Annotated in this window: 32 protein-coding genes; 29 read left to right on the top strand and 3 right to left on the bottom strand. The window is 67.4% G+C overall.

The window, feature by feature from the left end:
• Positions 1-226: 226 nt before the first annotated feature.
• Together ABZ642_RS23560 and ABZ642_RS23565 are read right to left on the bottom strand one after the other, a co-directional pair.
• Complete coding sequence (locus tag ABZ642_RS23560; protein ID WP_360487380.1) at positions 227-1,069, bottom strand: FkbM family methyltransferase; 843 nt, start codon at positions 1,067-1,069, stop codon at positions 227-229.
• A gap of 147 nt (positions 1,070-1,216) precedes the next feature.
• Positions 1,217-1,753 carry a hypothetical protein gene (locus ABZ642_RS23565; RefSeq protein WP_360487383.1) on the bottom strand — a complete coding sequence of 179 codons (537 nt, stop codon included), beginning with the start codon at positions 1,751-1,753 and terminating at the stop codon, positions 1,217-1,219.
• A gap of 143 nt (positions 1,754-1,896) precedes the next feature.
• Here ABZ642_RS23565 and ABZ642_RS23570 point away from each other — a divergent pair, with 143 nt between their 5' ends.
• From ABZ642_RS23570 to ABZ642_RS23580, 3 genes are all read left to right on the top strand, one after another.
• Complete coding sequence (locus ABZ642_RS23570) at positions 1,897-2,772, top strand: helix-turn-helix transcriptional regulator (RefSeq protein ID WP_360487386.1); 876 nt, start codon at positions 1,897-1,899, stop codon at positions 2,770-2,772.
• Positions 2,769-2,993 carry a DUF397 domain-containing protein gene (locus tag ABZ642_RS23575; RefSeq protein WP_360487389.1) on the top strand — a complete coding sequence of 75 codons (225 nt, stop codon included), beginning with the start codon at positions 2,769-2,771 and terminating at the stop codon, positions 2,991-2,993. Before ABZ642_RS23570 ends, ABZ642_RS23575 begins: the two co-directional genes overlap by 4 nt.
• A 656-nt stretch (positions 2,994-3,649) precedes the next feature.
• Positions 3,650-4,117: a hypothetical protein gene (locus tag ABZ642_RS23580; protein ID WP_360487999.1), complete on the top strand. Its 468-nt coding sequence runs from the start codon at positions 3,650-3,652 to the stop codon at positions 4,115-4,117.
• 33 nt (positions 4,118-4,150) lie between these two features.
• Here ABZ642_RS23580 and ABZ642_RS23585 read toward each other — a convergent pair whose 3' ends face one another.
• Positions 4,151-4,495, bottom strand: a complete 345-nt coding sequence (locus tag ABZ642_RS23585) for a hypothetical protein (RefSeq protein ID WP_360487392.1) — start codon at positions 4,493-4,495, stop codon at positions 4,151-4,153.
• Positions 4,496-4,573: 78 nt separating this feature from the next.
• Between ABZ642_RS23585 and ABZ642_RS23590 the strand changes: the two genes are divergently transcribed.
• From ABZ642_RS23590 to ABZ642_RS23715, 26 genes are all read left to right on the top strand, one after another.
• Positions 4,574-5,221 carry a hypothetical protein gene (locus ABZ642_RS23590; RefSeq protein WP_360487395.1) on the top strand — a complete coding sequence of 216 codons (648 nt, stop codon included), beginning with the start codon at positions 4,574-4,576 and terminating at the stop codon, positions 5,219-5,221.
• 198 nt (positions 5,222-5,419) lie between these two features.
• On the top strand, positions 5,420-10,003 hold the full coding sequence (locus ABZ642_RS23595) for a DUF6531 domain-containing protein (RefSeq protein ID WP_360487398.1): 4,584 nt from the start codon (positions 5,420-5,422) through the stop codon (positions 10,001-10,003).
• A gap of 8 nt (positions 10,004-10,011) precedes the next feature.
• Entirely contained in the window at positions 10,012-10,602 is a 591-nt protein-coding gene (locus ABZ642_RS23600; RefSeq protein ID WP_360487401.1) for a hypothetical protein, read from the top strand.
• A 557-nt stretch (positions 10,603-11,159) separates the two neighbouring features.
• Entirely contained in the window at positions 11,160-11,468 is a 309-nt protein-coding gene (gene rpsJ, locus ABZ642_RS23605; RefSeq protein ID WP_003948644.1) for a 30S ribosomal protein S10, read from the top strand.
• A 17-nt stretch (positions 11,469-11,485) separates the two neighbouring features.
• Complete coding sequence (gene rplC / locus ABZ642_RS23610; RefSeq protein ID WP_352223084.1) at positions 11,486-12,130, top strand: 50S ribosomal protein L3; 645 nt, start codon at positions 11,486-11,488, stop codon at positions 12,128-12,130.
• Positions 12,131-12,138: 8 nt separating this feature from the next.
• Positions 12,139-12,795 carry a 50S ribosomal protein L4 gene (rplD, locus tag ABZ642_RS23615; protein ID WP_351693717.1) on the top strand — a complete coding sequence of 219 codons (657 nt, stop codon included), beginning with the start codon at positions 12,139-12,141 and terminating at the stop codon, positions 12,793-12,795.
• The gene (gene rplW / locus ABZ642_RS23620; RefSeq protein WP_360487405.1) at positions 12,795-13,214 is read left to right on the top strand and encodes a 50S ribosomal protein L23; all 420 of its coding nucleotides are present in this window, start codon (positions 12,795-12,797) and stop codon (positions 13,212-13,214) included. Before rplD ends, rplW begins: the two co-directional genes overlap by 1 nt.
• Positions 13,215-13,252: 38 nt before the next feature.
• Positions 13,253-14,089, top strand: coding sequence for a 50S ribosomal protein L2 (gene rplB / locus ABZ642_RS23625; RefSeq protein ID WP_189268841.1), 837 nt, complete (start codon positions 13,253-13,255; stop codon positions 14,087-14,089).
• Positions 14,090-14,101: 12 nt separating this feature from the next.
• Positions 14,102-14,383 carry a 30S ribosomal protein S19 gene (gene rpsS / locus ABZ642_RS23630; protein WP_360487409.1) on the top strand — a complete coding sequence of 94 codons (282 nt, stop codon included), beginning with the start codon at positions 14,102-14,104 and terminating at the stop codon, positions 14,381-14,383.
• A gap of 44 nt (positions 14,384-14,427) precedes the next feature.
• Positions 14,428-14,775 (top strand): 50S ribosomal protein L22, encoded by a 348-nt coding sequence (rplV, locus tag ABZ642_RS23635; protein WP_003974262.1) that lies wholly within the window; start codon positions 14,428-14,430, stop codon positions 14,773-14,775.
• A complete protein-coding gene (gene rpsC, locus ABZ642_RS23640; protein ID WP_217549193.1) occupies positions 14,775-15,602 on the top strand; it encodes a 30S ribosomal protein S3 in 828 nt (275 codons plus the stop codon). Before rplV ends, rpsC begins: the two co-directional genes overlap by 1 nt.
• A gap of 5 nt (positions 15,603-15,607) precedes the next feature.
• Positions 15,608-16,027: a 50S ribosomal protein L16 gene (rplP, locus tag ABZ642_RS23645; protein WP_030788270.1), complete on the top strand. Its 420-nt coding sequence runs from the start codon at positions 15,608-15,610 to the stop codon at positions 16,025-16,027.
• Positions 16,027-16,251: a 50S ribosomal protein L29 gene (gene rpmC, locus ABZ642_RS23650; protein ID WP_010036720.1), complete on the top strand. Its 225-nt coding sequence runs from the start codon at positions 16,027-16,029 to the stop codon at positions 16,249-16,251. The genes rplP and rpmC overlap by 1 nt, the downstream gene beginning before the upstream one ends.
• Entirely contained in the window at positions 16,251-16,538 is a 288-nt protein-coding gene (gene rpsQ, locus ABZ642_RS23655) for a 30S ribosomal protein S17 (RefSeq protein WP_189268843.1), read from the top strand. Before rpmC ends, rpsQ begins: the two co-directional genes overlap by 1 nt.
• A 100-nt stretch (positions 16,539-16,638) precedes the next feature.
• Positions 16,639-17,007 (top strand): 50S ribosomal protein L14, encoded by a 369-nt coding sequence (gene rplN / locus ABZ642_RS23660; protein WP_003992364.1) that lies wholly within the window; start codon positions 16,639-16,641, stop codon positions 17,005-17,007.
• 2 nt (positions 17,008-17,009) lie between these two features.
• Positions 17,010-17,333: a 50S ribosomal protein L24 gene (rplX, locus tag ABZ642_RS23665; protein ID WP_030967306.1), complete on the top strand. Its 324-nt coding sequence runs from the start codon at positions 17,010-17,012 to the stop codon at positions 17,331-17,333.
• Complete coding sequence (rplE, locus tag ABZ642_RS23670) at positions 17,333-17,890, top strand: 50S ribosomal protein L5 (protein ID WP_093499638.1); 558 nt, start codon at positions 17,333-17,335, stop codon at positions 17,888-17,890. Before rplX ends, rplE begins: the two co-directional genes overlap by 1 nt.
• A 5-nt stretch (positions 17,891-17,895) precedes the next feature.
• Complete coding sequence (locus ABZ642_RS23675) at positions 17,896-18,081, top strand: type Z 30S ribosomal protein S14 (protein ID WP_003948630.1); 186 nt, start codon at positions 17,896-17,898, stop codon at positions 18,079-18,081.
• Positions 18,082-18,294: 213 nt separating this feature from the next.
• Positions 18,295-18,693, top strand: a complete 399-nt coding sequence (gene rpsH, locus ABZ642_RS23680; protein WP_089099428.1) for a 30S ribosomal protein S8 — start codon at positions 18,295-18,297, stop codon at positions 18,691-18,693.
• Positions 18,694-18,717: 24 nt separating this feature from the next.
• Positions 18,718-19,257, top strand: a complete 540-nt coding sequence (rplF, locus tag ABZ642_RS23685) for a 50S ribosomal protein L6 (protein ID WP_360487416.1) — start codon at positions 18,718-18,720, stop codon at positions 19,255-19,257.
• Between the two features lie 3 nt (positions 19,258-19,260).
• Positions 19,261-19,644 carry a 50S ribosomal protein L18 gene (gene rplR, locus ABZ642_RS23690; RefSeq protein WP_089099426.1) on the top strand — a complete coding sequence of 128 codons (384 nt, stop codon included), beginning with the start codon at positions 19,261-19,263 and terminating at the stop codon, positions 19,642-19,644.
• 36 nt (positions 19,645-19,680) lie between these two features.
• Positions 19,681-20,286 (top strand): 30S ribosomal protein S5, encoded by a 606-nt coding sequence (gene rpsE / locus ABZ642_RS23695; RefSeq protein WP_016645168.1) that lies wholly within the window; start codon positions 19,681-19,683, stop codon positions 20,284-20,286.
• Positions 20,286-20,468: a 50S ribosomal protein L30 gene (rpmD, locus tag ABZ642_RS23700; protein ID WP_006376032.1), complete on the top strand. Its 183-nt coding sequence runs from the start codon at positions 20,286-20,288 to the stop codon at positions 20,466-20,468. Before rpsE ends, rpmD begins: the two co-directional genes overlap by 1 nt.
• A gap of 2 nt (positions 20,469-20,470) precedes the next feature.
• A complete protein-coding gene (rplO, locus tag ABZ642_RS23705) occupies positions 20,471-20,926 on the top strand; it encodes a 50S ribosomal protein L15 (protein ID WP_007443991.1) in 456 nt (151 codons plus the stop codon).
• Positions 20,927-21,114: 188 nt separating this feature from the next.
• Complete coding sequence (gene secY / locus ABZ642_RS23710) at positions 21,115-22,431, top strand: preprotein translocase subunit SecY (RefSeq protein WP_360487421.1); 1,317 nt, start codon at positions 21,115-21,117, stop codon at positions 22,429-22,431.
• Positions 22,431-23,096 (top strand): adenylate kinase, encoded by a 666-nt coding sequence (locus ABZ642_RS23715; protein ID WP_360487424.1) that lies wholly within the window; start codon positions 22,431-22,433, stop codon positions 23,094-23,096. The genes secY and ABZ642_RS23715 overlap by 1 nt, the downstream gene beginning before the upstream one ends.
• Positions 23,097-23,174 lie beyond the last annotated feature (78 nt).

The following is a 23,174-nucleotide window of genomic DNA, read 5'->3' on the forward strand; positions in this document are numbered from 1 at the left end:
CACGGCCGGTACGGCGAGGGCGAGGAGAAGAGCTGCGGTCCCGACGGCGTTTCGCACGATGGCGTCCTTCCACCCACACGCGACTGGCGTTTGCGCTCCTCACGGTGCCGGACGCCGAGGAGCTTCGACCATCCGGCGGACGGGAGGGTCGGGGGTGGGGACAGCCTCAGGCCCGCGGCGCTCAGGCCTGCGGCGCTCTGGCCCGCGGCGCTCTGGCCCGCGGCGCTCAGGCCCGCGGTGCGAAGAGCAGGTTCCGGGTGTGCGGCGGCCGGGGTTCCTTCCAGTCCACCAGCGAACCGTCGTGCTCGGCGATCCAGTGGACGTCGTAGCCGAGGGGGTCGAACTGGGCGATGAGGTCGTCGAGGTCGGCGTCGACCAGGGCCTCCATCACCAGCGTGGGCCGGTCGCGCCGCAGCACCTGCCGGGCCCCGCGCAGCACCGACATCTCGTGGCCCTCCACGTCGATCTTCACGAGGTCCAGCTTGGTGTCGGCGAACACCTCGTCGAGGGTGAGCAGTCGGATGCGCTTGAGCTGGGCGTCGGGTGCGGCGCCCTCCAGGGTCGAACCGGTGGACAGCAGGTTCCCGGAGAACCGGACGCTGATGTCGGCCCAGCCGGGCTCGCTGGAGACACCGGCCTGGTGGAGCGTGACGTTGTGGACGCCGTTCGAGCGGACGTTCACGGACAGCCGCGAGTGGATCTGGTCGACCGGCTCGAAGGAATGCACCTTCGCCTTCGGATTGGCGTGCGCGGCGATCATCGAGAAGTAGCCGACATGGGCGCCGACGTCCGCGATCGTCGCGCTCCGCGCCGCCAGCCGGGCCCAGGTGGCGAGGGTGCCGGGCTCGTAGCCGAACGTCCCGTTCCACAGGGTGTCCATGGCGACCGCATCGTCGTTCACGCAGAACATCACGAACGGCGGACAGTACGGGGAGTCGATCTCGACGTAGCCGCGGTACGGGAACTTCTTGCGGTGCACGCGGATGATGTCGCCGGTGGCCACGGGCCGGACCGATGGTGCGTGGGCCAGCATGCGTGCATTGGCTGCTTCGACCTCGGAAATACGCATTGGGCGATGGTAAAGCCAGGGCCAGGAATTGTCACAGGGTCCGAAAATATTCCGTAAGCGCTGGTCACAGGCGGATGCGAACAGCTATTTCATCCGCCAACCATTCCGAATAACTTGGAATTCACCTTTCCTTTCTCCTGAGGTGGGTCAGTCTTCGCTCGAGCGGGTCAGGGCCTCGGTGATCAGCCGGGTGGCGAAGTCCTGGTCGTCGGTGAGCCGGTTGATGTGCTCCGCGAGCAGCACGGCCGTGGCCTCCAGGGCGTTCATCTCGTCCTTGGTCCAGTCCCCGTACTGCCTGCGCCACAGACTGGGGCTCAGGCCGGTGCCGGCCGCCACCAGCAGGCCGGTCATCGTGGGAATGACCTCGGGGCGGACGCTCTTGCGCATCATGCGCGTCGACGCCACGAAGCTGGGCACCACGTACTCGATCACGTCCCTGTCGTGGTCCTCGTACGCCATCCGCAGCCACTGCATGAACATGTAGATGAGGGTGCACGCGCCCTCCACCAGGTCGTCGATGCCCCTGGGGCCCATCGACGCGGTGAACTGGTCGATCAGCTCCTGCTGTTCGGGGTCGATCCCGGCCTTGCCCGCGTAGATGGACCTGAGCCGGGAGTCGATCATCATGAGCGCCGCGCCCACGTCACCGGCGGGAGCGAACTCGGGATCGCAGGGCGATGGCACAGGATTCCTCCTCAGGTGACCGTGGGCGACACGGCGTGTCCGTACGGTAACCCGCCGACGAGACGGCGGTCTAACAAATCCGGATGAGCACCCCGCGGGCCGGCGCGTCGTCGCGGCACGGTCGTAAGACGGAGGGGTGCGGAATGACGGTGGACGGCGCGGTGGGACGGCTCAAGAGCGAGGCGGACGAGCCGGGTTGGGAGGTGGATCCCGACGACGAGTGGGGTGTGGCGGTCATCGCGACCGTCGGGCGGCAGTTGAAGCTGCGGCGCGAGGCGGTGGGGATGCGGGCCGCCGAGTTCGGGGAGGCGGTCGGGTACGGGGAGGACATGGTCTACAAGATCGAGGGCGGGAAGCGGATTCCCCGGCCGGAGTATCTGGACCGGGCCGACGAGGTGCTGGGAGCGGGCGGGCTGCTCGCGGCGATGAAGGAGGACGTGCGGCGGGTCCGGTACCCCAAGAAGGTGCGTGACCTGGCGCAGCTGGAGGCGAAGGCGGTCGAGCTCCAGCTCTACGACCCGCTGAACATCCACGGGCTGTTGCAGACCCCCGAATACGCGCGTGGGCTGCTCCTGATGCGTCGCCCGGCGTACAGCGGGGACGAGGTGGAGCGGTTCATCGCCGCGCGTGTGGCCCGTAAGGCCGTCTTCGAGCGGGACCCGGCGCCCGAACTCAGCTTCGTTCTGGAGGAGTGGACGCTACGGCGTCCGCTCGGCGGGCGGGCGGTACTCCGTCACCAGCTGGAACACCTCCTTGAGGCAGGCCAGTTGCGGAACGTCGAGCTGCAGGTGATGCCGATGGACCGAGAGGAACACGCGGGACTGGCCGGCGGGATCGAGGTGCTGAAGTCCGAGGACGGTTCGGCGGTGGGACGTTCGCCGGCGGTGGCCAACGGCCGACCGGTATCCGATCCGAAGCAGCTCCGTATCCTGGAACTGCGGTATGGCATCATCCGGGCGCAGGCGCTCACGCCGCGTGAGTCGACGGCCTTCATCGAACAACTGCTGGGGGAGACATGATCCGCAAGACCACGGCCGAGGACGCCTCCGGTCTGACGTGGTTCAAGAGCAGCTACAGCAGCAGCAGCGAAGGCGACTCCTGCGTCGAGGTCGCCACCACTCCCGACACCATCCACGTCCGCGACTCCAAGAACCCGCCCGCCCGCGGCCCCCGCCTCGCCTTCCCGCCCGCCACCTGGACCGCGTTCCTCTCCTGCGCGGCCGTGGCCGGCGGCGAGTGAGGTACGTCCGCGAACTCCTGGCGCCGCTCGGGGGAGTGGTGGCCGTGGGCGCGACGAACGCCACCGGCACCTGGTCGCTCGCGGACGTGTCGGTCGGTGCGTTCCTGGCGGAGAGACGGCAGCAGTGGGATCGTCTCTTCGCCGCCGTCTGCGCGCTCTGCGCCTTCGATGAGCACCAGGCCAGGGCGGCCGCCGACGAGATGGCCTACTTCCGGGACTACGAGCTGTCTCCGCCGATCCTCGTCCTCTGGTCCGCCGGAGTGACCGGAGCCGACAGTCTCCACGACCCGTCGCCGTCGACCGTACGACGCATGTGCCGCATGGCGGCGGACCTCCAACTGACCGAGTTCCTGGACATGTCGGTGGCCGTGGCTCTCGACGCCGGCACGGACGCGGCGAAGGGCACACCCCGCCTCACGGAGATCCTCACCGCCGCCTGCGACCTGGTGGCGGACCCGACCGGAACCACCACCCCGGCCCACGTGCACCGCATGTGGCGAGTCGCCCGCCTCCCCTCGCCGCTCCGCCCCGACTCACCCACCCCCGACCACGTCAAGGCCGGCTTCCGGTCGTACGACGAGGCGCTGGAGGAGGCGCTCACGAGCCGGCCGGAGCGGAGCTACCGCTATGTCGGCCCCGCAGAACTTGCCGCCGCGGTGACGCGGCCCACCGGCACCGGGGCCCGTATCGCATCCGCCGCCGACTTCGACTCGTGGGCCGGACGGCAGTCACCGACGGAGCTGGCCGAACCGTTCACCTACGTCGTCGGCCTGGACGGCCGGCTGCAGCTGGCTCCCCGCCGTAGCGAGCACGTGGCCTGTGCGGGGGGAGAGGCGGTACTGGGCGCCGGGGAGATCACCTTCGCACGCGAGGCGGGGCACTGGCTGGTCGGCGAGGTCAGCAACCAGTCGACGGGCTACTGCCCCGACGTCACGTCCTGGCCCGCGGTCGCCCGCGCACTCGACCGCATCCCGCTCGGCCACCCCGCCCGCTTCACGCACGAGGTGGTGTTCCGCCGTTGCCCGCGCTGCGCGGAGCACAACATCGTCCGCGAGGCCGACTTCGCCTGCGTGTTCTGCGGCGGCGAACTGCCGCAGACCTGGAACGTGGACCCCGGGGATTGACCGGCCGGGCGACCGGTCCCGGCTGAGCGCGTACTACTCCGCCTTCGGCCCGCCGCCACCCTGCTGCTGCTCCTCCGGCCGTACCGCGTCCTTCGCCTTCTTCGCGAGGTCGTCGTCCAACTTCTTGAACTCGCGGACGACGGTGTCGGACATGTCGGCGAGCGAGTCGATCTGCTTGGTGATGTCCTCGCGGCCGTCGTGCCAGTTGGACTCGAAGTCGTCGAGGGCGTCGTAGACCGTTCCGCTGCCGACATCGTCCTTGTAGGACTCGAACATCTTCTTGGTGTGGTTGAGACGTTCCTTGATGGAGCGCAGCTTGCCGCCGTAGTCCTCAAGCTCGCTCAGCGGTATCGCGAGGTCGCTCTTGCCTTTGCCCACGTGACCGTCCCCCGTCCGCGCATCTCGTAGTCTGGCCGCACCGTATATCAGATCACCGGAACGGGGACGGCGTACACCATGGCCCGCTACATAGAGACGCTGACCATCGAGCGCGGCGGATTCCGGATCAAGGTGCCCGAGTCGTGGTGGGAGTTCGACGTGCGGCCGGAGTCGCGGGACGACTCGATCCGGCGGATGGTGAACGAACGGGTGGCCCAGCACCCGGAGCTGGCACAGTACCGGGACACGTACGTCGGCTTCCTGCGCAAGTCCGCGGCCGACGCGTGGAAGTCGGGCGCGATGTACTGCGGTTGCATGGCGGAGAGCTTCGGCGGGGACACGCCGATCACGGGCTCGGTCACGGTGTCGCTGGTCGGCGGCCGCACCCGCGAGGGCGCGCCGCTCTCCAACGACCCGGCCGCCATCGCCGCCCAGCTCGCGCCGAAGGAGGCGCACCGGGAGGGCGACTCCTGGCGCAAGGTGACGACCGTCGACATCCCCGGCGTCGGCCCCGCCGCGCGCACCTACGGCATCGAGGACATCCCGATCCCCGAGGACAGCCTCAACCGCACGATCCGCGCGGTCCTGATGCAGACGTTCATCCCGGTCCCCGGCCAGGAGGGCAAGGTCGCCCTGGTCGCCGGCAGCAGCCAGGTCCTGGACCTGGCCGACTCCTTCTTCGACATCTTCGACGCGATCACGTCGACGTTCCGCTTCGCGGACTGAGCGGGCCGCTGGAGGAGGCGTCCCCTTCCCGGAGTACCGGTCGTACGGCCCGCGCCTGCGGCGGGCTCCCGCTACCGGGCGCGTCGTCCGCGTCTCTCATGAGCCCGGCCGTCGGACTTCTCCTCGAACGGCCGTTCCTTGTAAGTTCGCGCGTGCACAGGTTTGTTGACGGGGCGCACGCGACGGGGGTTGCGGGACATGGCGGGATACCGACCGGCGGACTGGCATCCACTCGACCTCGACAAGGACCCGACCCCGGGCGACCCGCAACGCGTGCGTACTCTCGCCGCACAGCTGCACTCCTTCGCCGACGACGTCTCCGACGCCCTGCGCCTGGTCAAGGGCATGGCCGGCGAGGACACCCTCCTGCAGTGGGCCGGCAAGTCGGCGGAGGTGTTCAAGGAGCAGTTCAAGGACGTTCCGAAGAACCTGAAGAAGCTGAAGAAGTCGTACGAGATGTGCGGCGACGCCCTCGCGGACTACTGGCCGAAGCTGGAGCGCGCCCAGGCCCTGGCCGACAAGGCCCTCGCCAAGGCGAAGGAAGCACAATCCGACCTCAGCTCCGCCAAGTCCCATCTGTCGTCTGCCGATTCATGGGTCACCCGCGCCGGCAAGGAAGCCGACAAGTACAAGGACGACCCCACCGGCAGCAAGTCCAACGGTGACAAGCCGGACGAGGCGAAGGTGCGGGCCGCCACCCGGGACGTGCAGAGCGCCAAGTCCGCGCACACCAAGGCGCAGTCGGACGTCACCACCGCGCAGAACGCCCTCGATGCCGCGAAGAAGATGGCCGAGGACGCCCGCAAGATGCGGGACGACGCGGCGGGCGAGGCGAAACGGAAGATCGACGAGGCCTCCGACGCCGGGATCCCGAACCGGCACTGGTGGCAGGACGTCGGCCACTGGTTCGAGGACAACTGGGACACCATCGTCACCGTCTGCAAGGTCGTCGTCGCGGTCGTCGGGATCATCGCGATGATCATCGGCGGGCCCATCCTCGGCGCGATCGTCCTCGTCGCCGCGCTCGTCGTGCTCGCGGACACGCTCTACAAATACTCCAAAGGCCAGGCGTCCCTGTGGGACGTGGCCTTCGCCGCGCTGGACTGCATACCCGGCGGCAAGGGCATCACCAGCCTCGGCAAGATGGCCAAGGGGCTGAAGGAGCTGAAGAACCTCAAGGGCGGGTTGAAGGGGATGGAGCTGGGGGTGAAGGGGCTCGGCAAGAGCACCCGTGCCCTCGGCCGGCAGATGAAGAAGCTCTTCACCTGCGGCGATCCCATCGACATGGCCACCGGCCAGATGGTCATGTCCGCCACCGACGTCCAGCTGGACGGCGTACTTCCGCTGGTGCTCGAACGCCACTACCGCACGGGAGGCCGGAGCGGACGACTGTTCGGAGCGAGCTGGACCTCCACCCTCGACCAGCGGCTGCTGCTCGATGCCACCGGGGTGCGGTTCGCGACCGCGGACGGGATGGTGCTCCAGTATCCGAGGCCGGAGGTGGGCATGGATCTGCCTCCTGTGGAGGGTCCGTACTGGCCGCTGAGCTGGGACGGCACCCCGGGTGGTGAGCTGGCCGTGCACCAGCCCGAAAGCGGGCTGACCCTGTTCTTCCGGCCGGTTCCCGGCGGCGCCGAGGATGAACTGCCCTTGGTCGCCGTCCGTGATCGTAACGACAACAGCGTGACCGTCTCCTACGACGCGGACGGCATGCCCACGGAGGTCCGCCATCACGGTGGCTATCGGATCGGCGTGACCACGCTGCGTCGACGGATCACCGCCCTGGCCCTGCTCAACGCCTCTGAACAGCCCGTTCTCCTGCGTTATGGCTACGACGCCGACGGCAATCTCGCGGAGATACGTGACTCCTCGGACCGGCCGCAGCGATTTCACTACGACGACCGGAGCCGGATCACCGGCTGGGAGGACCGCGCCGGAGCCTGGTACCGGTACACGTACGACGACCAGGACCGTTGCGTGGCCACGCGGGGCGTCGACGGCGTCCTCGACTATTCCTTCGCGTACGAGGACGAGACACGGGAGACCATCGCCGTCAACTCGCTCGGGCATACCACCCGATACCGGTTCAACGATGCCTACCAGTTGCTGGCCGAGACCGACCCGCTCGGTCACACGGTCCTCCAGGAGTGGGACCGGCGTGACCGGTTGCTGTCGCGCACCGACGCGCTGGGCCGGACGATCCGTCTCGACTGGGACCCGGCGGGCCATCTCGCCGAAGTGCGCCTGCCGGACGGGGCGACCTCCACCTGGCGGTACAACGACCTGAACCTGATGGTCGAGATGGTGGGATACGACGGCTCCGTCATCCGGCAGGACTGGGACGAGCGGGGCAACTGCACCGCCCTGACCGCCCAGGACGGAGCCGTCACGCGCTTCACACGCGACCCGAGCGGAGCCCTGGCTTCGGTGACGGACGCGCTGGGCGCGGTGACGTCCTTCGTCAACAACCCCGCGGGCCAGCCAGTCGCAGTGACGAACCCGCTCGGCGCGGTGACCCGGGCCGCCTACGACCCCTTCGGGCGGCGGGTCGGCATCTGGGACCCGATGGGTGCCGCAACCCGCTTCACCTGGACCGTCGAGGGCCGTCTGGAGGCCAGAACCGACCCGGACGGGGCAAGCGAGTCCTGGACGTACGACGGTGAGGGCAACATGCTCACCCGCACCGATGCGGTCGGCCGGACCACTCGGTGCGCGTATGGGCCACTGGGCGTGCTCTCCGCGCGCATCGCGGCCGACGGGGCCCGCCACACGTTCGTGCACGACACCGAACTGCGCCTGCTCCAGGTCGTCGGACCGTACGGACTGACCTGGGACTACACCTACGACGCCGCCGGCCGGCTCGTCAGGGAGTCGGATTTCGACGGCCGTACCCTTGACTACGCCTATGATTCCGCGGGCCAACTCATCAGTCGTACCAACGCGTTGGGCCAGTCGACCGTGTTCGCCTACGACATCGCCGGCAATCAGTGCCGGAAGACGGTGGACGGCAGAACGACCCGCTACGCCCACGACGCCGCCGGGCGCGTCCTGGAGGCCGTAGGCCCGGACGTGACCCTGACGTACGTCTACGATCCGATCGGCCGGATCATCGGCGAGACCGCGGACGGACGTGCGCTCACGACCGCGTACGACGCCCTGGGCCGCCCCGTCCGGCGCGCGACCCCGGGCGGTGCCGTCACCACGTACGCCTATGACGCGGCGGGAAACCGGACGGAGCTGACGGCGTCGGGCCGCACGCTGTTCTCGGAGTACGACGCACTCGGGCGGGAGACCGCCCGCAGCATGGGCACCGCGGGACTCGCGCTCCACCAGAGCTGGGACGCCCACCATCGCCTCACCGCGCAGAGCCATACCGCTCCCGGCACCCGGCGCCGGACCATCGACCGCGGCTACACGTACGGGGCGGACGGCCTCCCGACCTCGGTGTCCGACCTGCACACCGGACACCGTCGCTTCGACCTGGACGCGGGGGGCCGCGTCACGGCGGTGCTCGCGACGGACTGGACCGAGACCTACGCCTACGACCCGGCGGGCAATCAGGCCCGGGCCACCTGGCCCGACCGGCAGCCCGCCGCCGAGGCCCGCGGCGACCGGGAACGGTCCGGCACCCGCGTCACCCGCGCCGGCTCCGTCCACTACGAGTACGACGCCGCGGGACGGGTCGTCCTACGGCGTCGTACCAGGTTGTCGCGCAAGCCCGACATCTGGCGGTACGCATGGGACGGCGAGGACCGGCTCACGAGCGTCACCACGCCGGACGGCACCGTGTGGCGCTATGTGTACGACTCCCTGGGGCGGCGCGTCGCCAAGCAGCGGCTGGCCGCCGTCGACGGACCGGACACCCCGGCCGCAGTGCTGGAAGAGATCCGTTTCACCTGGGACGGACCGCACCTCGTGGAACAGACGTCGTACGGCGCCGACAGCGACCGGGGAGTGACCCTCACCTGGGACCGCGACGGTCTGGTCCCTGTCGCACAGACGGAACGCACCGTCCTTGCCCAGGCCCCGCAGGAGCTCATCGACGAACGCTTCTTCGCCGTCGTCGGCGATCTCGTCGGAACTCCGACGGAACTCGTCGGCGAGGACGGGGAGATCGCCGGGAGAGCGACCGCCACCTTGTGGGGCCTGGCGACATGGGAGCCGTCCGGCGCGGACACGCCCCTTCGCTTCCCCGGTCAGTACTTCGATCCCGAGTCCGGGCTGCACTACAACAACCTGCGGCACTACGATCCGGCCACGGCCGCGTACCTCAGTCCGGACCCCCTGGGGCTGGAGGCCGGGCCCAACGCCCACGCCTACGTACCCAATCCCCTGCTGTGGGTCGACTATCTGGGCCTGATCTGCCACTCCAAGATCCTCCGGGGGAACATGGAGGCAGAGGGCGTCGTCTTCCAGTCCGGGCAGGCCGCGGCTCACATCGTGCCGTCCACGCTGAACCGGGTGGTCGGGCGCACCGCGGACAGCCGCGCGATCCTGTCGAGGTACGGAGTCGACATCGACGAGGCGGCGAACGGCATCCCCCTGGGGCACGCGCGCCCGCACAACTTCACGCACACCGACGCCTTCCTGCTGCGCCTGAACCAGCACCTGACGGACGTGGAGGCGCAGGGACTCGCTGCCGGGCTCAGCAAGGCGAAGATGGGTGACCTGATCCGTTCGGAACTGCGGACCGTCGGTCAACAGGTCAAGCACGAACTCTCACCCGGCCAGATGGTGAACGGCGCCCCGGCGCCGACCGCACGCTGGACAAGGCTCCCCTAGAAGGCGGCATGACTACCGAAGGCATCGAAGAGCACCGCTCCGTGTACCGCCTCCTGCCGAGCATGGCCGATTTCCAGCTCCTGCACTTCGGAGAAGAGGTCGTGGACCTCCTGCGCTGGCAGCGCGGCGGCTCCGAAGGACCGCACCCCGTGCAGTTCACGGCGGAGTGGGTGGGTGATCCGGGGTGGCCGAAGAACGAGTTCCCCAACGGAGGCCCCAGCCTGCCGGTCCTGAGCCGCCGTATCGCCGATCTGCTGTGGAGCGACCTGGAGGGGGCCGGAAAGCTGCTGCCGGTACCGATCAAGGACGCGGACGACGACTACCTGCTGTACCTCGTCGAGCGGGTGGCCGACTGCCTGGACAGCGAGAGGTCCTCGCCTCCCGACGTGATCGGCCGGATCAGGGAGTCGGTCTTCCGGGCGGACGACATCCCCACCGACGTCCCCGCCTTCCGCGCCACCGCCTTTCCCACGGCCGTCTGCTGGAACGGCTGGGCCGCGCGCCTGCTGAGCGGGCTGCTCGGGGACCAGCTGGAGTGCCGGCTGGTGTGGTCGGAGGACCCCGGGTCGGTACCGCACCCTGATCCCTGGGGCTTCTGAGCGAGCTTCGAGACCATGGTCGACGTGGGCGCCGAATCGAGTCAGCCGGCTGATCTTGACGGGCTCACCGGGCAGGCCGTCGAGGAAGAGGGCCGGTCGTGACGGGAGTCGGCGGGTGCCCGGATCGACCTCGTGTTTGACCTACGTCACCCTGGGGGTATTCTCTCCCGCTCGATTGGCCAGCCCCGTGTCCCGTATGGCAGACTGTCGGAGTTGCTCGGTCGAGTGTTGATGCTGCGCGCCTCCCGCCGGGAGGACCGGAAGCGAGTCCCACAGTACTCGTCGTCCTAACTGCCACTACGGCAGCACTGGGGCGGACGTACGGGAATCTTTCGGGAAGTGGAGTGCGGCACCGATCAGGCGCCCGGTGGGCCTTCCGCCCCCGGCTTGCGGTTCCGGAAGGGCCGTGTGCATTCCCCGCAGGGATGTTCGAACAAGGGGCATCTGTGTCAGCGGGAGCGCGACACGCCCGACCGCGTGGGTCGGAGAGAACGAAGGCAGCAGAGGGAATCCGCCGGGTTCCGGAGCGTAAGAAGAGACAGGACTACTGAGTAGCCATGGCGGGACAGAAGATCCGCATCCGGCTCAAGGCCTACGACCACGAGGTCATCGACTCTTCGGCGAAGAAGATCGTCGAGACGGTGACCCGCACTGGTGCGTCGGTCGCGGGCCCGGTGCCGCTGCCCACTGAGAAGAACGTGTACTGCGTCATCAAGTCGCCGCACAAGTACAAGGACTCGCGCGAGCACTTCGAGATGCGCACGCACAAGCGCCTGATCGACATCCTCGACCCGACCCCCAAGACCGTTGACTCTCTGATGCGACTCGACCTCCCGGCCGGTGTCGACATCGAGATCAAGCTCTGAGGGCCGGTGATCTGAGAATGGCTAAGCAGATCAAGGGCATCCTGGGCGAGAAGCTCGGCATGACGCAGGTGTGGGACGAGAACAACCGTGTTGTTCCGGTCACCGTCGTCAAGGCCGGCCCCAACGTCGTCACCCAGGTCCGTACCAACGACGTCGACGGCTACGAGTCGGTCCAGATCGCCTTCGGCGAGATCGACCCGCGCAAGGTGAACAAGCCCCTCAAGGGCCACTTCGCGAAGGCCGACGTCACCCCCCGTCGTCACCTCGTCGAGATCCGGACGGCCGACGCCACCGAGTACACCCTCGGTCAGGAAGTCACCGCCGAGGTCTTCGAGGCCGGCGTGAAGGTCGACGTCACCGGCAAGAGCAAGGGCAAGGGCTTCGCCGGTGTCATGAAGCGTCACAACTTCAAGGGCCTCGGCGCCGGTCACGGCACCCAGCGCAAGCACCGCTCTCCCGGTTCCATCGGTGGCTGCGCCACCCCGGGCCGCGTGTTCAAGGGCCTCCGCATGGCGGGTCGCATGGGCAACGAGCGTGTCACCACCCAGAACCTGACCGTCCACGCCGTTGACGCGGAGAAGGGTCTGCTGCTCATCAAGGGCGCGGTTCCCGGTCCGAACGGCGGCCTCGTCCTGGTCCGCACCGCGGCCAAGGGGGCCTGAGGTAACCGATGAGCACTGTTGACATCCTTTCGCCTGCCGGCGAGAAGACCGGTAGCGTCGAGCTCCCCGCGGAGATCTTCGGCGTGGAGAAGGTCAGCATCCCGCTGATCCACCAGGTCGTCGTCGCGCAGAACGCGGCCGCCCGCCAGGGCACGCACAAGACGAAGACCCGTGGCGAGGTCCGTGGTGGCGGCAAGAAGCCGTACCGCCAGAAGGGCACCGGCCGCGCCCGTCAGGGCTCGACCCGCGCCCCGCAGTTCGCCGGCGGTGGCGTCGTCCACGGCCCGCAGCCGCGTGACTACTCGCAGCGCACCCCGAAGAAGATGAAGGCTGCCGCTCTGCGTCACGCCCTCACCGACCGGGCGCGCCACAACCGCATCCACGTCGTCTCCGGCGTGGTCGAGGGCGAGAACCCCAGCACCAAGGCCGCTCGCACGCTGTTCGGCAAGATCTCGGAGCGCAAGAACCTGCTCCTGGTCGTCGACCGCGCCGACGAGGCCGCGTGGCTGTCCGCCCGCAACCTGCCCCAGGTCCACATCCTGGAGCCGGGCCAGCTGAACACGTACGACGTGATCGTCTCGGACGACGTGGTCTTCACCCAGGCCGCTCTCGAGTCCTTCGTCGCCGGCCCGAAGGCCAACGACACCGAAGGGACCGAGGTCTGATGGCTACCCGTCACCCGAGCATCGCCTCGAAGGCCGCCAAGGCCGCCAAGGCCGCGCGCGTCGCCAAGGCGCGCCGCCACGAGGCCGAGGGCAAGAACACCGTCGAGACGCCGCTCAGCAAGTCGTTCACGGACCACCGTGACGTGCTGCTGAAGCCGGTCGTCTCGGAGAAGAGCTACGCGCTCCTGGACGAGAACAAGTACACGTTCGTCGTCGCCCCGGGCGCCAACAAGACCCAGATCAAGCAGGCCGTCCAGGCGGTCTTCTCGGTCAAGGTCACCGGGGTCAACACCCTCAACCGCCAGGGCAAGCGCAAGCGCACCAAGACCGGTTTCGGTCAGCGCGCGGGCTCCAAGCGCGCGATCGTGACCCTCGCCGAGGGCGACCGTATCGACATCTTCGGCGGTCCGACCGCGTAAGCGGGTCGGATCGTCCGATATCGGACGAGGACTGAGAAATGGGAATCCGCAAGTACAAGCCGACTACGCCGGGCCGTCGTGGCGCCAGCGTCGCCGACTTCGTCGAGGTCACGCGGTCCACGCCGGAGAAGTCGCTGGTCCGCCCGCTGCACAGCAAGGGCGGCCGTAACAACGCCGGTCGTGTGACCGTTCGCCACCAGGGTGGCGGACACAAGCGCGCCTTCCGAGTGATCGACTTCCGTCGTCACGACAAGGACGGCGTGCCGGCGAAGGTCGCGCACATCGAGTACGACCCCAACCGCACCGCGCGCATCGCGCTGCTGCACTACGCGGACGGCGAGAAGCGCTACATCCTCGCCCCGCGCAACCTGCAGCAGGGCGACACCGTGGAGAACGGTCCCGGGGCCGACATCAAGCCGGGCAACAACCTGGCCCTCCGCAACATCCCGGTCGGTACCACGATCCACGCGATCGAGCTCCGTCCCGGTGGTGGCGCCAAGTTCGCCCGCTCCGCGGGTGCCTCGGTGCAGCTGCTCGCCCGTGAGGGCGCCATGGCGACCCTCCGTATGCCGTCCGGCGAGATCCGCATGGTGGACGCGCGCTGCCGCGCCACCGTCGGTGAGGTCGGCAACGCCGAGCAGTCGAACATCAACTGGGGCAAGGCCGGCCGCAAGCGGTGGCTGGGCGTCCGCCCGACCGTCCGTGGTGTCGTCATGAACCCGGTCGACCACCCGCACGGTGGTGGTGAGGGCCGGACGTCCGGTGGTCGCCACCCCGTGTCCCCGTGGGGCAAGAAGGAAGGTCGTACTCGTTCGCCCAAGAAGGCGTCGAACAAGTACATCGTCCGCCGCCGCAAGACGAACAAGAAGCGTTAAGGACTGGTTGAGATGCCTCGTAGCTTGAAGAAGGGGCCCTTCGTCGACGACCACCTGAGCAAGAAGGTGGACGCCCAGAACGAAGCCGGCACCAAGAACGTCATCAAGACCTGGTCCCGCCGCTCGATGATCGTCCCGGCCATGCTGGGTCACACCCTCGCGGTGCACAACGGCAAGATCCACATCCCGGTGTTCGTCACCGAGTCGATGGTCGGCCACAAGCTCGGCGAGTTCTCGCCGACCCGCACCTTCCGGGGCCACGTCAAGGACGACCGGAAGTCGAAGCGCCGCTAGTAGCGGATCGCATTCAGACACGTAAGTAACTGAGAGGGACAACCATGGAAGCCAGGGCCCAGGCGCGGTACATCCGCGTTACGCCCATGAAGGCCCGCCGCGTGGTGGACCTTATCCGTGGCATGGATGCCACGGAGGCTCAGGCTGTTCTGCGATTCGCTCCGCAGGCAGCCTCCGTGCCGGTCGGCAAGGTGCTCGACAGCGCCATCGCCAACGCCGCGCACAACTACGACCACACCGACGCCGACAGCCTCTTCATCTCCGAGGCGTACGTCGACGAGGGTCCGACCCTGAAGCGGTTCCGTCCGCGTGCTCAGGGCCGTGCCTACCGGATCCGCAAGCGGACCAGCCACATCACCGTGGTCGTCAGCAGCAAGGAAGGAACCCGGTAATGGGCCAGAAGGTTAACCCGCATGGGTTCCGGCTCGGCATCACCACGGACTTCAAGTCCCGGTGGTACGCCGACAAGCTGTACAAGGACTACGTCAAGGAAGACGTCGCCATCCGTCGGATGATGACGTCCGGCATGGAGCGCGCCGGTATCTCGAAGGTTGAGATCGAGCGCACCCGTGACCGTGTCCGCGTGGACATCCACACCGCGCGTCCGGGCATCGTCATCGGCCGCCGCGGCGCCGAGGCCGACCGCATCCGCGGTGACCTGGAGAAGCTGACCGGCAAGCAGGTCCAGCTGAACATCCTCGAGGTCAAGAACCCGGAGACGGACGCTCAGCTGGTGGCCCAGGCCGTCGCCGAGCAGCTGTCCTCCCGCGTCTCCTTCCGTCGGGCCATGCGCAAGAGCATGCAGTCCGCCATGAAGGCCGGCGCCAAGGGCATCAAGATCCAGTGCGGTGGCCGCCTCGGCGGCGCCGAGATGTCCCGCTCGGAGTTCTACCGCGAGGGCCGTGTGCCCCTGCACACGCTCCGCGCGAACGTGGACTACGGCTTCTTCGAGGCCAAGACGACCTTCGGCCGCATCGGTGTGAAGGTCTGGATCTACAAGGGCGACGTCAAGAACATCGCCGAGGTCCGCGCCGAGAACGCCGCTGCCCGCGCCGGCAACCGCCCGGCCCGTGGCGGTGGCGCTGGTGACCGCCCGGCCCGTGGTGGCCGTGGTGGCGAGCGGCGCGGTCGCAAGCCGCAGCAGGCTCCCGCTGCCGAGGCCCCCCAGGCCGAGGCCGCTGCCGCTCCGGCTGCTGAGAGCACCGGAACGGAGGCCTGACCGACATGCTGATCCCCCGTAGGGTCAAGCACCGCAAGCAGCACCACCCGAAGCGTCGTGGTGAGGCCAAGGGCGGTACCACGGTCGCGTTCGGCGAGTACGGCATTCAGGCCCTCACGCCGGCGTACGTGACCAACCGCCAGATCGAGGCGGCCCGTATCGCGATGACCCGCCACATCAAGCGTGGCGGCAAGGTCTGGATCAACATCTACCCGGACCGCCCGCTGACGAAGAAGCCTGCCGAGACCCGCATGGGTTCCGGTAAGGGTTCTCCGGAGTGGTGGATCGCGAACGTGCACCCGGGCCGGGTCATGTTCGAGCTGTCCTACCCCAACGAGAAGATCGCCCGTGAGGCCCTGACTCGCGCAGCCCACAAGCTGCCGATGAAGTGCCGGATCGTCAAGCGCGAGGCAGGTGAAGCGTGATGTCGGCCGGTACCAAGGCGTCCGAGCTGCGCGAGCTGGGCAACGAGGAGCTTCTGAACAAGCTCCGCGAGGCCAAGGAAGAGCTGTTCAACCTCCGCTTCCAGGCGGCGACGGGTCAGCTCGAGAACCACGGTCGGCTCAAGGCCGTCCGTAAGGACATCGCGCGGATCTACACCCTGATGCGTGAGCGCGAGCTGGGCATCGAGACGGTGGAGAGCGCCTGATGAGCGAGAGCAACGTGACTGAGAACACTGAGGCGCGCGGTAGCTTCCGCAAGACCCGTGAGGGTCTCGTCGTCAGCGACAAGATGGACAAGACCGTCGTCGTCGCCGTCGAGGACCGCGTCAAGCACGCGCTGTACGGCAAGGTCATCCGCCGTACGAACAAGCTCAAGGCGCACGACGAGCAGAACGCCGCGGGCGTCGGCGACCGTGTCCTCCTCATGGAGACCCGGCCGCTGTCCGCGACGAAGCGCTGGCGCGTCGTCGAGATCCTCGAGAAGGCCAAGTAAGTCTCCTGCGGGGCACCCCTCGCAGGACAGTTCCGCCAGGCTCCGGGGGCCGTTCCTCTGAACGGCCCCCGGGGAACCGGCAGACACACAGGAGATAGACGTGATCCAGCAGGAGTCGCGACTGCGCGTCGCCGACAACACGGGGGCGAAGGAAATCCTTTGCATCCGTGTGCTCGGTGGCTCCGGTCGCCGCTACGCGGGCATCGGTGACGTCATCGTCGCCACCGTCAAGGACGCGATCCCCGGCGGCAACGTGAAGAAGGGTGACGTCATCAAGGCGGTCATCGTTCGCACGGTCAAGGAGCGTCGCCGTCCGGACGGCTCGTACATCCGGTTCGACGAGAACGCCGCCGTCATTCTGAAGAACGACGGCGACCCTCGTGGTACCCGTATCTTCGGCCCGGTCGGCCGTGAGCTGCGCGAGAAGAAGTTCATGAAGATCATCTCGCTGGCTCCGGAGGTGCTGTAAGCATGAAGATCAAGAAGGGCGACCTGGTCCAGGTCATCACCGGTAAGGACAAGGGCAAGCAGGGCAAGGTCATCGCGGCCTACCCCCGCGAGGACCGCGTCCTGGTCGAGGGTGTCAACCGGGTCAAGAAGCACACCAAGGCCGGTCCGACCGCTCGCGGTTCGCAGGCCGGCGGCATCGTCACGACCGAGGCGCCCGTCCACGTCTCCAACGTCCAGCTGGTCGTTGAGAAGGATGGCAACAAGGTCGTCACGCGTGTCGGTTACCGCTTCGACGACGAAGGCAACAAGATCCGCGTTGCCAAGCGGACGGGTGAGGACATCTGATGGCTACCACCACTGCTCCGCGTCTGAAGCTGAAGTACCGCGAGGAGATCGCGGGCAAGCTGCGTGACGAGTTCAAGTACGAGAACGTCATGCAGATCCCCGGCCTCGTCAAGATCGTGGTCAACATGGGTGTCGGCGACGCCGCCCGTGACTCGAAGCTGATCGAGGGCGCGATCCGCGACCTGACCACCATCACCGGTCAGAAGCCGGCCGTCACCAAGGCCCGCAAGTCCATCGCGCAGTTCAAGCTGCGTGAGGGTCAGCCGATCGGTGCCCACGTCACGCTCCGTGGCGACCGCATGTGGGAGTTCCTGGACCGCACCCTGTCGCTCGCGCTGCCGCGCATCCGCGACTTCCGTGGTCTGTCCCCCAAGCAGTTCGACGGCCGTGGCAACTACACCTTCGGTCTCACGGAGCAGGTCATGTTCCACGAGATCGACCAGGACAAGATCGACCGCACCCGGGGTATGGACATCACCGTGGTGACCACGGCGACCAACGACGCTGAGGGCCGCGCGCTCCTTCGTCACCTCGGCTTCCCCTTCAAGGAGGCGTGAGCGAGATGGCGAAGAAGGCTCTGATTGCCAAGGCTGCTCGCAAGCCGAAGTTCGGTGTGCGTGGCTACACCCGCTGCCAGCGCTGTGGCCGCCCGCACTCCGTGTACCGCAAGTTCGGCCTGTGCCGCGTGTGCCTTCGTGAGATGGCTCACCGTGGCGAGCTGCCGGGCGTGACCAAGAGCTCCTGGTAATCCCCCTTTTAGGGATTCCGGAGGCTCTCGGTAAGCAATGGGCGTGTCAGGTGCCCACCCCTTCATGGCTTAGGCTTGGAGGGTTGGGCGCCTGACGGTCGCCCGTACGACTTACTACGCCGTAGGTCCACCGCGCCGCACCCGCCCCGTCTCGGATCGGGGAGAGGGATGGCGCACCAGGAAACCCCGGCGAGAGAGGCCACAGGCCAATTCATGACCATGACTGATCCGATCGCAGACATGCTGACGCGTCTGCGGAACGCGAACTCGGCGTACCACGACTCCGTGACGATGCCGGCGTCCAAGATCAAGTCTCACATCGCGGAGATCCTCCAGCAGGAGGGCTTCATCACGGGCTGGAAGGTCGAGGACGCCGAGGTCGGCAAGAACCTCGTCCTGGACCTGAAGTTCGGTCCCAACCGTGAGCGCTCCATCGCGGGCATCAAGCGGATCTCCAAGCCCGGTCTCCGGGTGTACGCGAAGTCCACCTCCCTGCCCAAGGTGCTGGGTGGCCTCGGCGTGGCGATCATCTCCACGTCCCACGGGCTCCTCACCGACAAGCAGGCCGGCAAGAAGGGCGTAGGCGGGGAAGTCCTCGCCTACGTCTGGTAGCAGAAGGGAACGGAGGAAACAGCTATGTCGCGTATCGGCAAGCTCCCCATCGCGGTTCCCGCCGGCGTGGACGTCACCATCGACGGTCGCACGGTGAAGGTCAAGGGCCCCAAGGGCGAGCTGACCCACACCATCGTGGCTCCGATCGACATCGCCAAGGGCGAGGACGGCACTCTCGCGGTGACCCGCCCCAACGACGAGCGTCAGAGCAAGGCCTTGCACGGCCTGTCCCGCACGCTGGTGGCGAACATGATCACCGGCGTGACCCAGGGTTACGTGAAGAAGCTCGAAATCAGTGGTGTCGGTTACCGCGTGACCGCCAAGGGTGCGAACCTCGAGTTCGCGCTCGGTTACAGCCACCCGATCCTGGTCGAGGCCCCCGAGGGCATCTCCTTCAAGGTGGAGAACCCGACCCGCTTCCAGGTCGAGGGCATCGACAAGCAGAAGGTCGGCGAGGTTGCGGCCAACATCCGCAAGCTGCGCAAGCCCGACCCGTACAAGGCCAAGGGTGTCAAGTACGAGGGCGAAGTCATCCGCCGCAAGGTCGGAAAGGCGGGTAAGTAAGCCATGGCATACGGACAGAAGATCCTCAAGGGCGACGCCTACAAGCGCGCCGCGATCAAGCGCCGCCACATCCGGATCCGTAAGAACATTTCCGGTACGGCGGAGCGTCCCCGTCTGGTAGTTACCCGCTCGAACCGCCACATCGTGGCCCAGGTGATCGACGACATCAAGGGTCACACCCTGGCGTCGGCGTCCACGCTGGACACCTCGGTCCGCGGTGGCGAGGGTGACAAGTCCGCGCAGGCCAAGCAGGTCGGCGCTCTGGTCGCCGAGCGTGCGAAGGCCGCCGGTGTCGAGGCCGTGGTGTTCGACCGTGGTGGCAACCAGTACGCCGGGCGCATCGCCGCCCTGGCGGACGCCGCCCGCGAAGCCGGGCTCAAGTTCTGAGCCGCTTGTAGCTAGCGGAAAGAGAGAGGTAATCCAATGGCTGGACCCCAGCGCCGCGGTGGCGGTGCCGGTGGCGGCGAGCGGCGGGACCGGAAGGGCCGTGACGGCGGCGCTGCTGCCGCCGAGAAGACCGCGTACGTTGAGCGCGTTGTCGCGATCAACCGCGTCGCCAAGGTTGTGAAGGGTGGTCGTCGCTTCAGCTTCACCGCGCTGGTCGTGGTGGGCGACGGTGACGGCACCGTGGGTGTCGGTTACGGCAAGGCCAAGGAGGTGCCGGCCGCCATCGCCAAGGGTGTTGAGGAGGCCAAGAAGCACTTCTTCAAGGTCCCCCGTATCCAGGGCACCATCCCGCACCCGATCCAGGGTGAGAAGGCCGCGGGCGTCGTCCTGCTCAAGCCGGCTTCCCCCGGTACCGGCGTTATCGCCGGTGGCCCGGTGCGTGCCGTGCTCGAGTGCGCCGGCGTTCACGACATCCTGTCGAAGTCCCTGGGCTCCGACAACGCGATCAACATCGTGCACGCGACCGTGGCGGCCCTCAAGGGCCTGCAGCGTCCCGAGGAGATCGCGGCCCGCCGCGGTCTGCCCCTCGAGGACGTCGCCCCCGCGGCTCTCCTTCGTGCACGTGCCGGGGCGGGTGCGTAATGGCTCGCCTCAAGGTCACGCAGACGAAGTCGTACATCGGCAGCAAGCAGAACCACCGTGACACCCTGCGGTCTCTTGGTCTCAAGGGGATCAACACCGTGGTCGTCAAGGAGGACCGCCCCGAGTTCCGCGGAATGGTGCACACCGTCCGCCACCTCGTGACGGTCGAGGAGGTCGACTGATCATGGCGGAGAACAACCCGCTCAAGATCCACAACCTCCGTCCCGCCCCGGGCGCCAAGACCGCCAAGACCCGTGTGGGTCGTGGTGAGGCGTCGAAGGGTAAGACGGCCGGTCGTGGTACCAAGGGCACGAAGGCCCGTTACCAGGTTCCGGAGCGCTTCGAGGGTGGCCAGATGCCCCTCCACATGCGTCTTCCGAAGCTGAAGGGCTTCAAGAACCCGTTCAAGACCGAGTTCCAGGTCGTGAACCTCGACAAGCTGGCCGCGCTGTACCCGGAGGGTGGCGAGGTCACCGTCGAGGGGCTCGTCGCCAAGGGTGCCGTTCGCAAGAACAGCCTCGTCAAGGTGCTCGGCCAGGGTGAGGTCTCCGTGGCGCTCCAGGTGACGGTCGACGCCGTCTCCGGCTCCGCCAAGGAGAAGATCACCGCCGCCGGCGGCACCGTCACCGAGCTCGTCTGAGTATTTCGGACGTCTCGATGACGTAAGCGATTCCCGACCGGGGATACCTCACAATGGGGTATCCCCGGTTGGTCGTTCCTAGGGGGGCAGTGCGGCCGGTAAGGTGGCCAGCACTGTTCTTTTTCCCATTCGTCGAACCTCAAGACCGTCACCCTTGACGCTGTTGCGCGGGGGTCGCAGGAGGCACCGTGCTCACCGCGTTCGCCCGGGCGTTCAGGACGCCCGACCTGCGCAAGAAGCTGCTCTTCACGCTCGGCATCATCGTGGTGTACCGGGTCGGTACCCACATTCCGATCCCCGGCGTCAACTACCAGGCCGTCCAGCAGTGCGTCAAAGAAGCCTCTGGTAACCAGGGGCTCTTCGGCATGATCAACATGTTCAGCGGTGGGGCGCTGCTGCAGATCACGATCTTCGCACTCGGCATCATGCCGTACATCACCGCCAGCATCATTCTTCAGCTGCTGACCGTGGTGATCCCGCGTCTGGAGGCCCTGAAGAAGGAGGGCCAGGCGGGCACGACGAAGATCACGCAGTACACCCGGTACCTGACGGTGGCGCTGGCCATCCTGCAGGGCACCGGCCTGGTCGCCACCGCTCGCAGCGGCGCCCTCTTCAACGGCTGCACGGTCGCCTCCAGCATCGTGCCGGACCAGGCGATCTTCACCACCATCACGATGGTGATCTGCATGACCGCCGGTACGGCCGTCGTCATGTGGCTCGGTGAGCTGATCACCGACCGCGGCATCGGCAACGGCATGTCGATCCTGATGTTCATCTCCATCGCCGCGACCTTCCCGTCCGCGCTGTGGGCCATCAAGAAGCAGGGCAACCTGGCCGGCGGCTGGATCGAGTTTGGCTCGGTCATCGCGGTCGGTCTGGTCATGGTCGGGCTCGTCGTCTTCGTCGAGCAGGCCCAGCGTCGCGTCCCGGTGCAGTACGCGAAGCGCATGATCGGCCGACGTTCGTATGGTGGCACGTCGACGTACATCCCGCTCAAGGTCAATCAGGCGGGTGTGATTCCCGTCATCTTCGCCTCGTCGTTGCTCTACATCCCGGCCCTCGTGGCGCAGTTCGCGGGAGGCAACTCGGGCTGGAAGACTTGGATCGAGCAGAACCTGACCAAGCAGGGTGACAGCCCGGTCTACATCACCATGTACTTCCTGCTCATTGTTTTCTTCGCGTTCTTCTACGTGGCGATCTCCTTCAACCCCGAGGAAGTCGCCGACAACATGAAGAAGTATGGTGGCTTCATCCCGGGCATCCGGGCTGGCCGACCGACCGCTGAGTACCTGTCGTACGTGCTCAACCGGATCACCTGGCCGGGTTCGCTGTATCTGGGGCTGATCGCCCTCGTACCGACGATGGCGTTGGTTGGCTTTGGGGCAAGCCAGAACTTCCCGTTCGGTGGCACCAGCATCCTGATCATCGTGGGTGTCGGTCTCGAGACGGTGAAGCAGATCGAGAGCCAGCTTCAGCAGCGCAATTACGAAGGGTTCCTCCGCTGATGCGAATCGTCCTCGTCGGGCCGCCGGGTGCCGGTAAGGGAACGCAAGCCGTTCGCCTCGCCGAGAAGCTGAAGATCCCGCACATCTCCACGGGCGACCTGTTCCGGGCCAACATCAGCCAGCAGACGGATCTCGGGAAGCTCGCGAAGTCCTACATGGACGCCGGCAACCTCGTCCCGGACGAGGTCACCATCGCCATGGCCAAGGACCGCATGGAGCAGCCGGACGCGACCGGCGGTTTCCTGCTGGACGGGTTCCCGCGCAACGTCTCGCAGGCCGAGGCGCTCGACGAGCTGCTGAAGAGCGAGGGCATCAAGCTCGACGCCGTGCTCGACCTCGAGGTCCCGGAGGACGAGGTCGTCAAGCGGATCGCGGGCCGCCGCATCTGCCGCAAGGACAACGGCCACGTCTTCCACGTGACGTACAGCCCGCCGAAGGTCGAGGGTGTCTGCGACATCTGCGGCGGCGAGCTCTACCAGCGCGACGACGACTCCGAGGACACCGTCCGTACGCGGCTGGAGGTCTACCACACGCAGACCGAGCCCATCATCGACTACTACAAGTCGCAGGGCCTGGTCCGTACGATCTCCTCGCTGGGCCCGGTGGACGAGATCACCCGGCGGGCGCTGGACGCGCTGGGGTGGGACGAGGGCGACAAGAAGTAGGTCCACGGCGGTTCCGGCCGCGGTGCCCCCTCGGGTGCCGCGGCCGTAGTGTTGTACAGGTATCCGGTTGACGTTGAC

This window comes from Streptomyces sp. NPDC007157, assembly GCF_040634235.1.
In the GTDB taxonomy this organism is placed as follows: domain Bacteria; phylum Actinomycetota; class Actinomycetes; order Streptomycetales; family Streptomycetaceae; genus Streptomyces.

Coding starts and splice junctions, on each gene's coding strand:
- rpmC (WP_010036720.1), top strand. CDS start 16,027: ATGTCGGCCGGTACCAAGGCGTCCGAGCTGCGCGAGCTGGGCAACGAG.
- ABZ642_RS23560 (WP_360487380.1), bottom strand. CDS start 1,069: ATGCGTATTTCCGAGGTCGAAGCAGCCAATGCACGCATGCTGGCCCAC.
- rpsJ (WP_003948644.1), top strand. CDS start 11,160: ATGGCGGGACAGAAGATCCGCATCCGGCTCAAGGCCTACGACCACGAG.
- rplO (WP_007443991.1), top strand. CDS start 20,471: ATGGCGGAGAACAACCCGCTCAAGATCCACAACCTCCGTCCCGCCCCG.
- rplV (WP_003974262.1), top strand. CDS start 14,428: ATGGAAGCCAGGGCCCAGGCGCGGTACATCCGCGTTACGCCCATGAAG.
- rplR (WP_089099426.1), top strand. CDS start 19,261: ATGGCATACGGACAGAAGATCCTCAAGGGCGACGCCTACAAGCGCGCC.
- ABZ642_RS23595 (WP_360487398.1), top strand. CDS start 5,420: ATGGCGGGATACCGACCGGCGGACTGGCATCCACTCGACCTCGACAAG.
- rpsS (WP_360487409.1), top strand. CDS start 14,102: ATGCCTCGTAGCTTGAAGAAGGGGCCCTTCGTCGACGACCACCTGAGC.
- rplF (WP_360487416.1), top strand. CDS start 18,718: ATGTCGCGTATCGGCAAGCTCCCCATCGCGGTTCCCGCCGGCGTGGAC.
- ABZ642_RS23600 (WP_360487401.1), top strand. CDS start 10,012: ATGACTACCGAAGGCATCGAAGAGCACCGCTCCGTGTACCGCCTCCTG.
- ABZ642_RS23570 (WP_360487386.1), top strand. CDS start 1,897: ATGACGGTGGACGGCGCGGTGGGACGGCTCAAGAGCGAGGCGGACGAG.
- rpmD (WP_006376032.1), top strand. CDS start 20,286: ATGGCTCGCCTCAAGGTCACGCAGACGAAGTCGTACATCGGCAGCAAG.
- rpsC (WP_217549193.1), top strand. CDS start 14,775: ATGGGCCAGAAGGTTAACCCGCATGGGTTCCGGCTCGGCATCACCACG.
- ABZ642_RS23575 (WP_360487389.1), top strand. CDS start 2,769: ATGATCCGCAAGACCACGGCCGAGGACGCCTCCGGTCTGACGTGGTTC.
- rpsE (WP_016645168.1), top strand. CDS start 19,681: ATGGCTGGACCCCAGCGCCGCGGTGGCGGTGCCGGTGGCGGCGAGCGG.
- rplX (WP_030967306.1), top strand. CDS start 17,010: ATGAAGATCAAGAAGGGCGACCTGGTCCAGGTCATCACCGGTAAGGAC.
- rpsQ (WP_189268843.1), top strand. CDS start 16,251: ATGAGCGAGAGCAACGTGACTGAGAACACTGAGGCGCGCGGTAGCTTC.
- rplE (WP_093499638.1), top strand. CDS start 17,333: ATGGCTACCACCACTGCTCCGCGTCTGAAGCTGAAGTACCGCGAGGAG.
- ABZ642_RS23590 (WP_360487395.1), top strand. CDS start 4,574: ATGGCCCGCTACATAGAGACGCTGACCATCGAGCGCGGCGGATTCCGG.
- rplD (WP_351693717.1), top strand. CDS start 12,139: ATGAGCACTGTTGACATCCTTTCGCCTGCCGGCGAGAAGACCGGTAGC.
- ABZ642_RS23675 (WP_003948630.1), top strand. CDS start 17,896: ATGGCGAAGAAGGCTCTGATTGCCAAGGCTGCTCGCAAGCCGAAGTTC.
- rplW (WP_360487405.1), top strand. CDS start 12,795: ATGGCTACCCGTCACCCGAGCATCGCCTCGAAGGCCGCCAAGGCCGCC.
- rpsH (WP_089099428.1), top strand. CDS start 18,295: ATGACCATGACTGATCCGATCGCAGACATGCTGACGCGTCTGCGGAAC.
- ABZ642_RS23715 (WP_360487424.1), top strand. CDS start 22,431: ATGCGAATCGTCCTCGTCGGGCCGCCGGGTGCCGGTAAGGGAACGCAA.
- rplP (WP_030788270.1), top strand. CDS start 15,608: ATGCTGATCCCCCGTAGGGTCAAGCACCGCAAGCAGCACCACCCGAAG.
- rplC (WP_352223084.1), top strand. CDS start 11,486: ATGGCTAAGCAGATCAAGGGCATCCTGGGCGAGAAGCTCGGCATGACG.
- rplB (WP_189268841.1), top strand. CDS start 13,253: ATGGGAATCCGCAAGTACAAGCCGACTACGCCGGGCCGTCGTGGCGCC.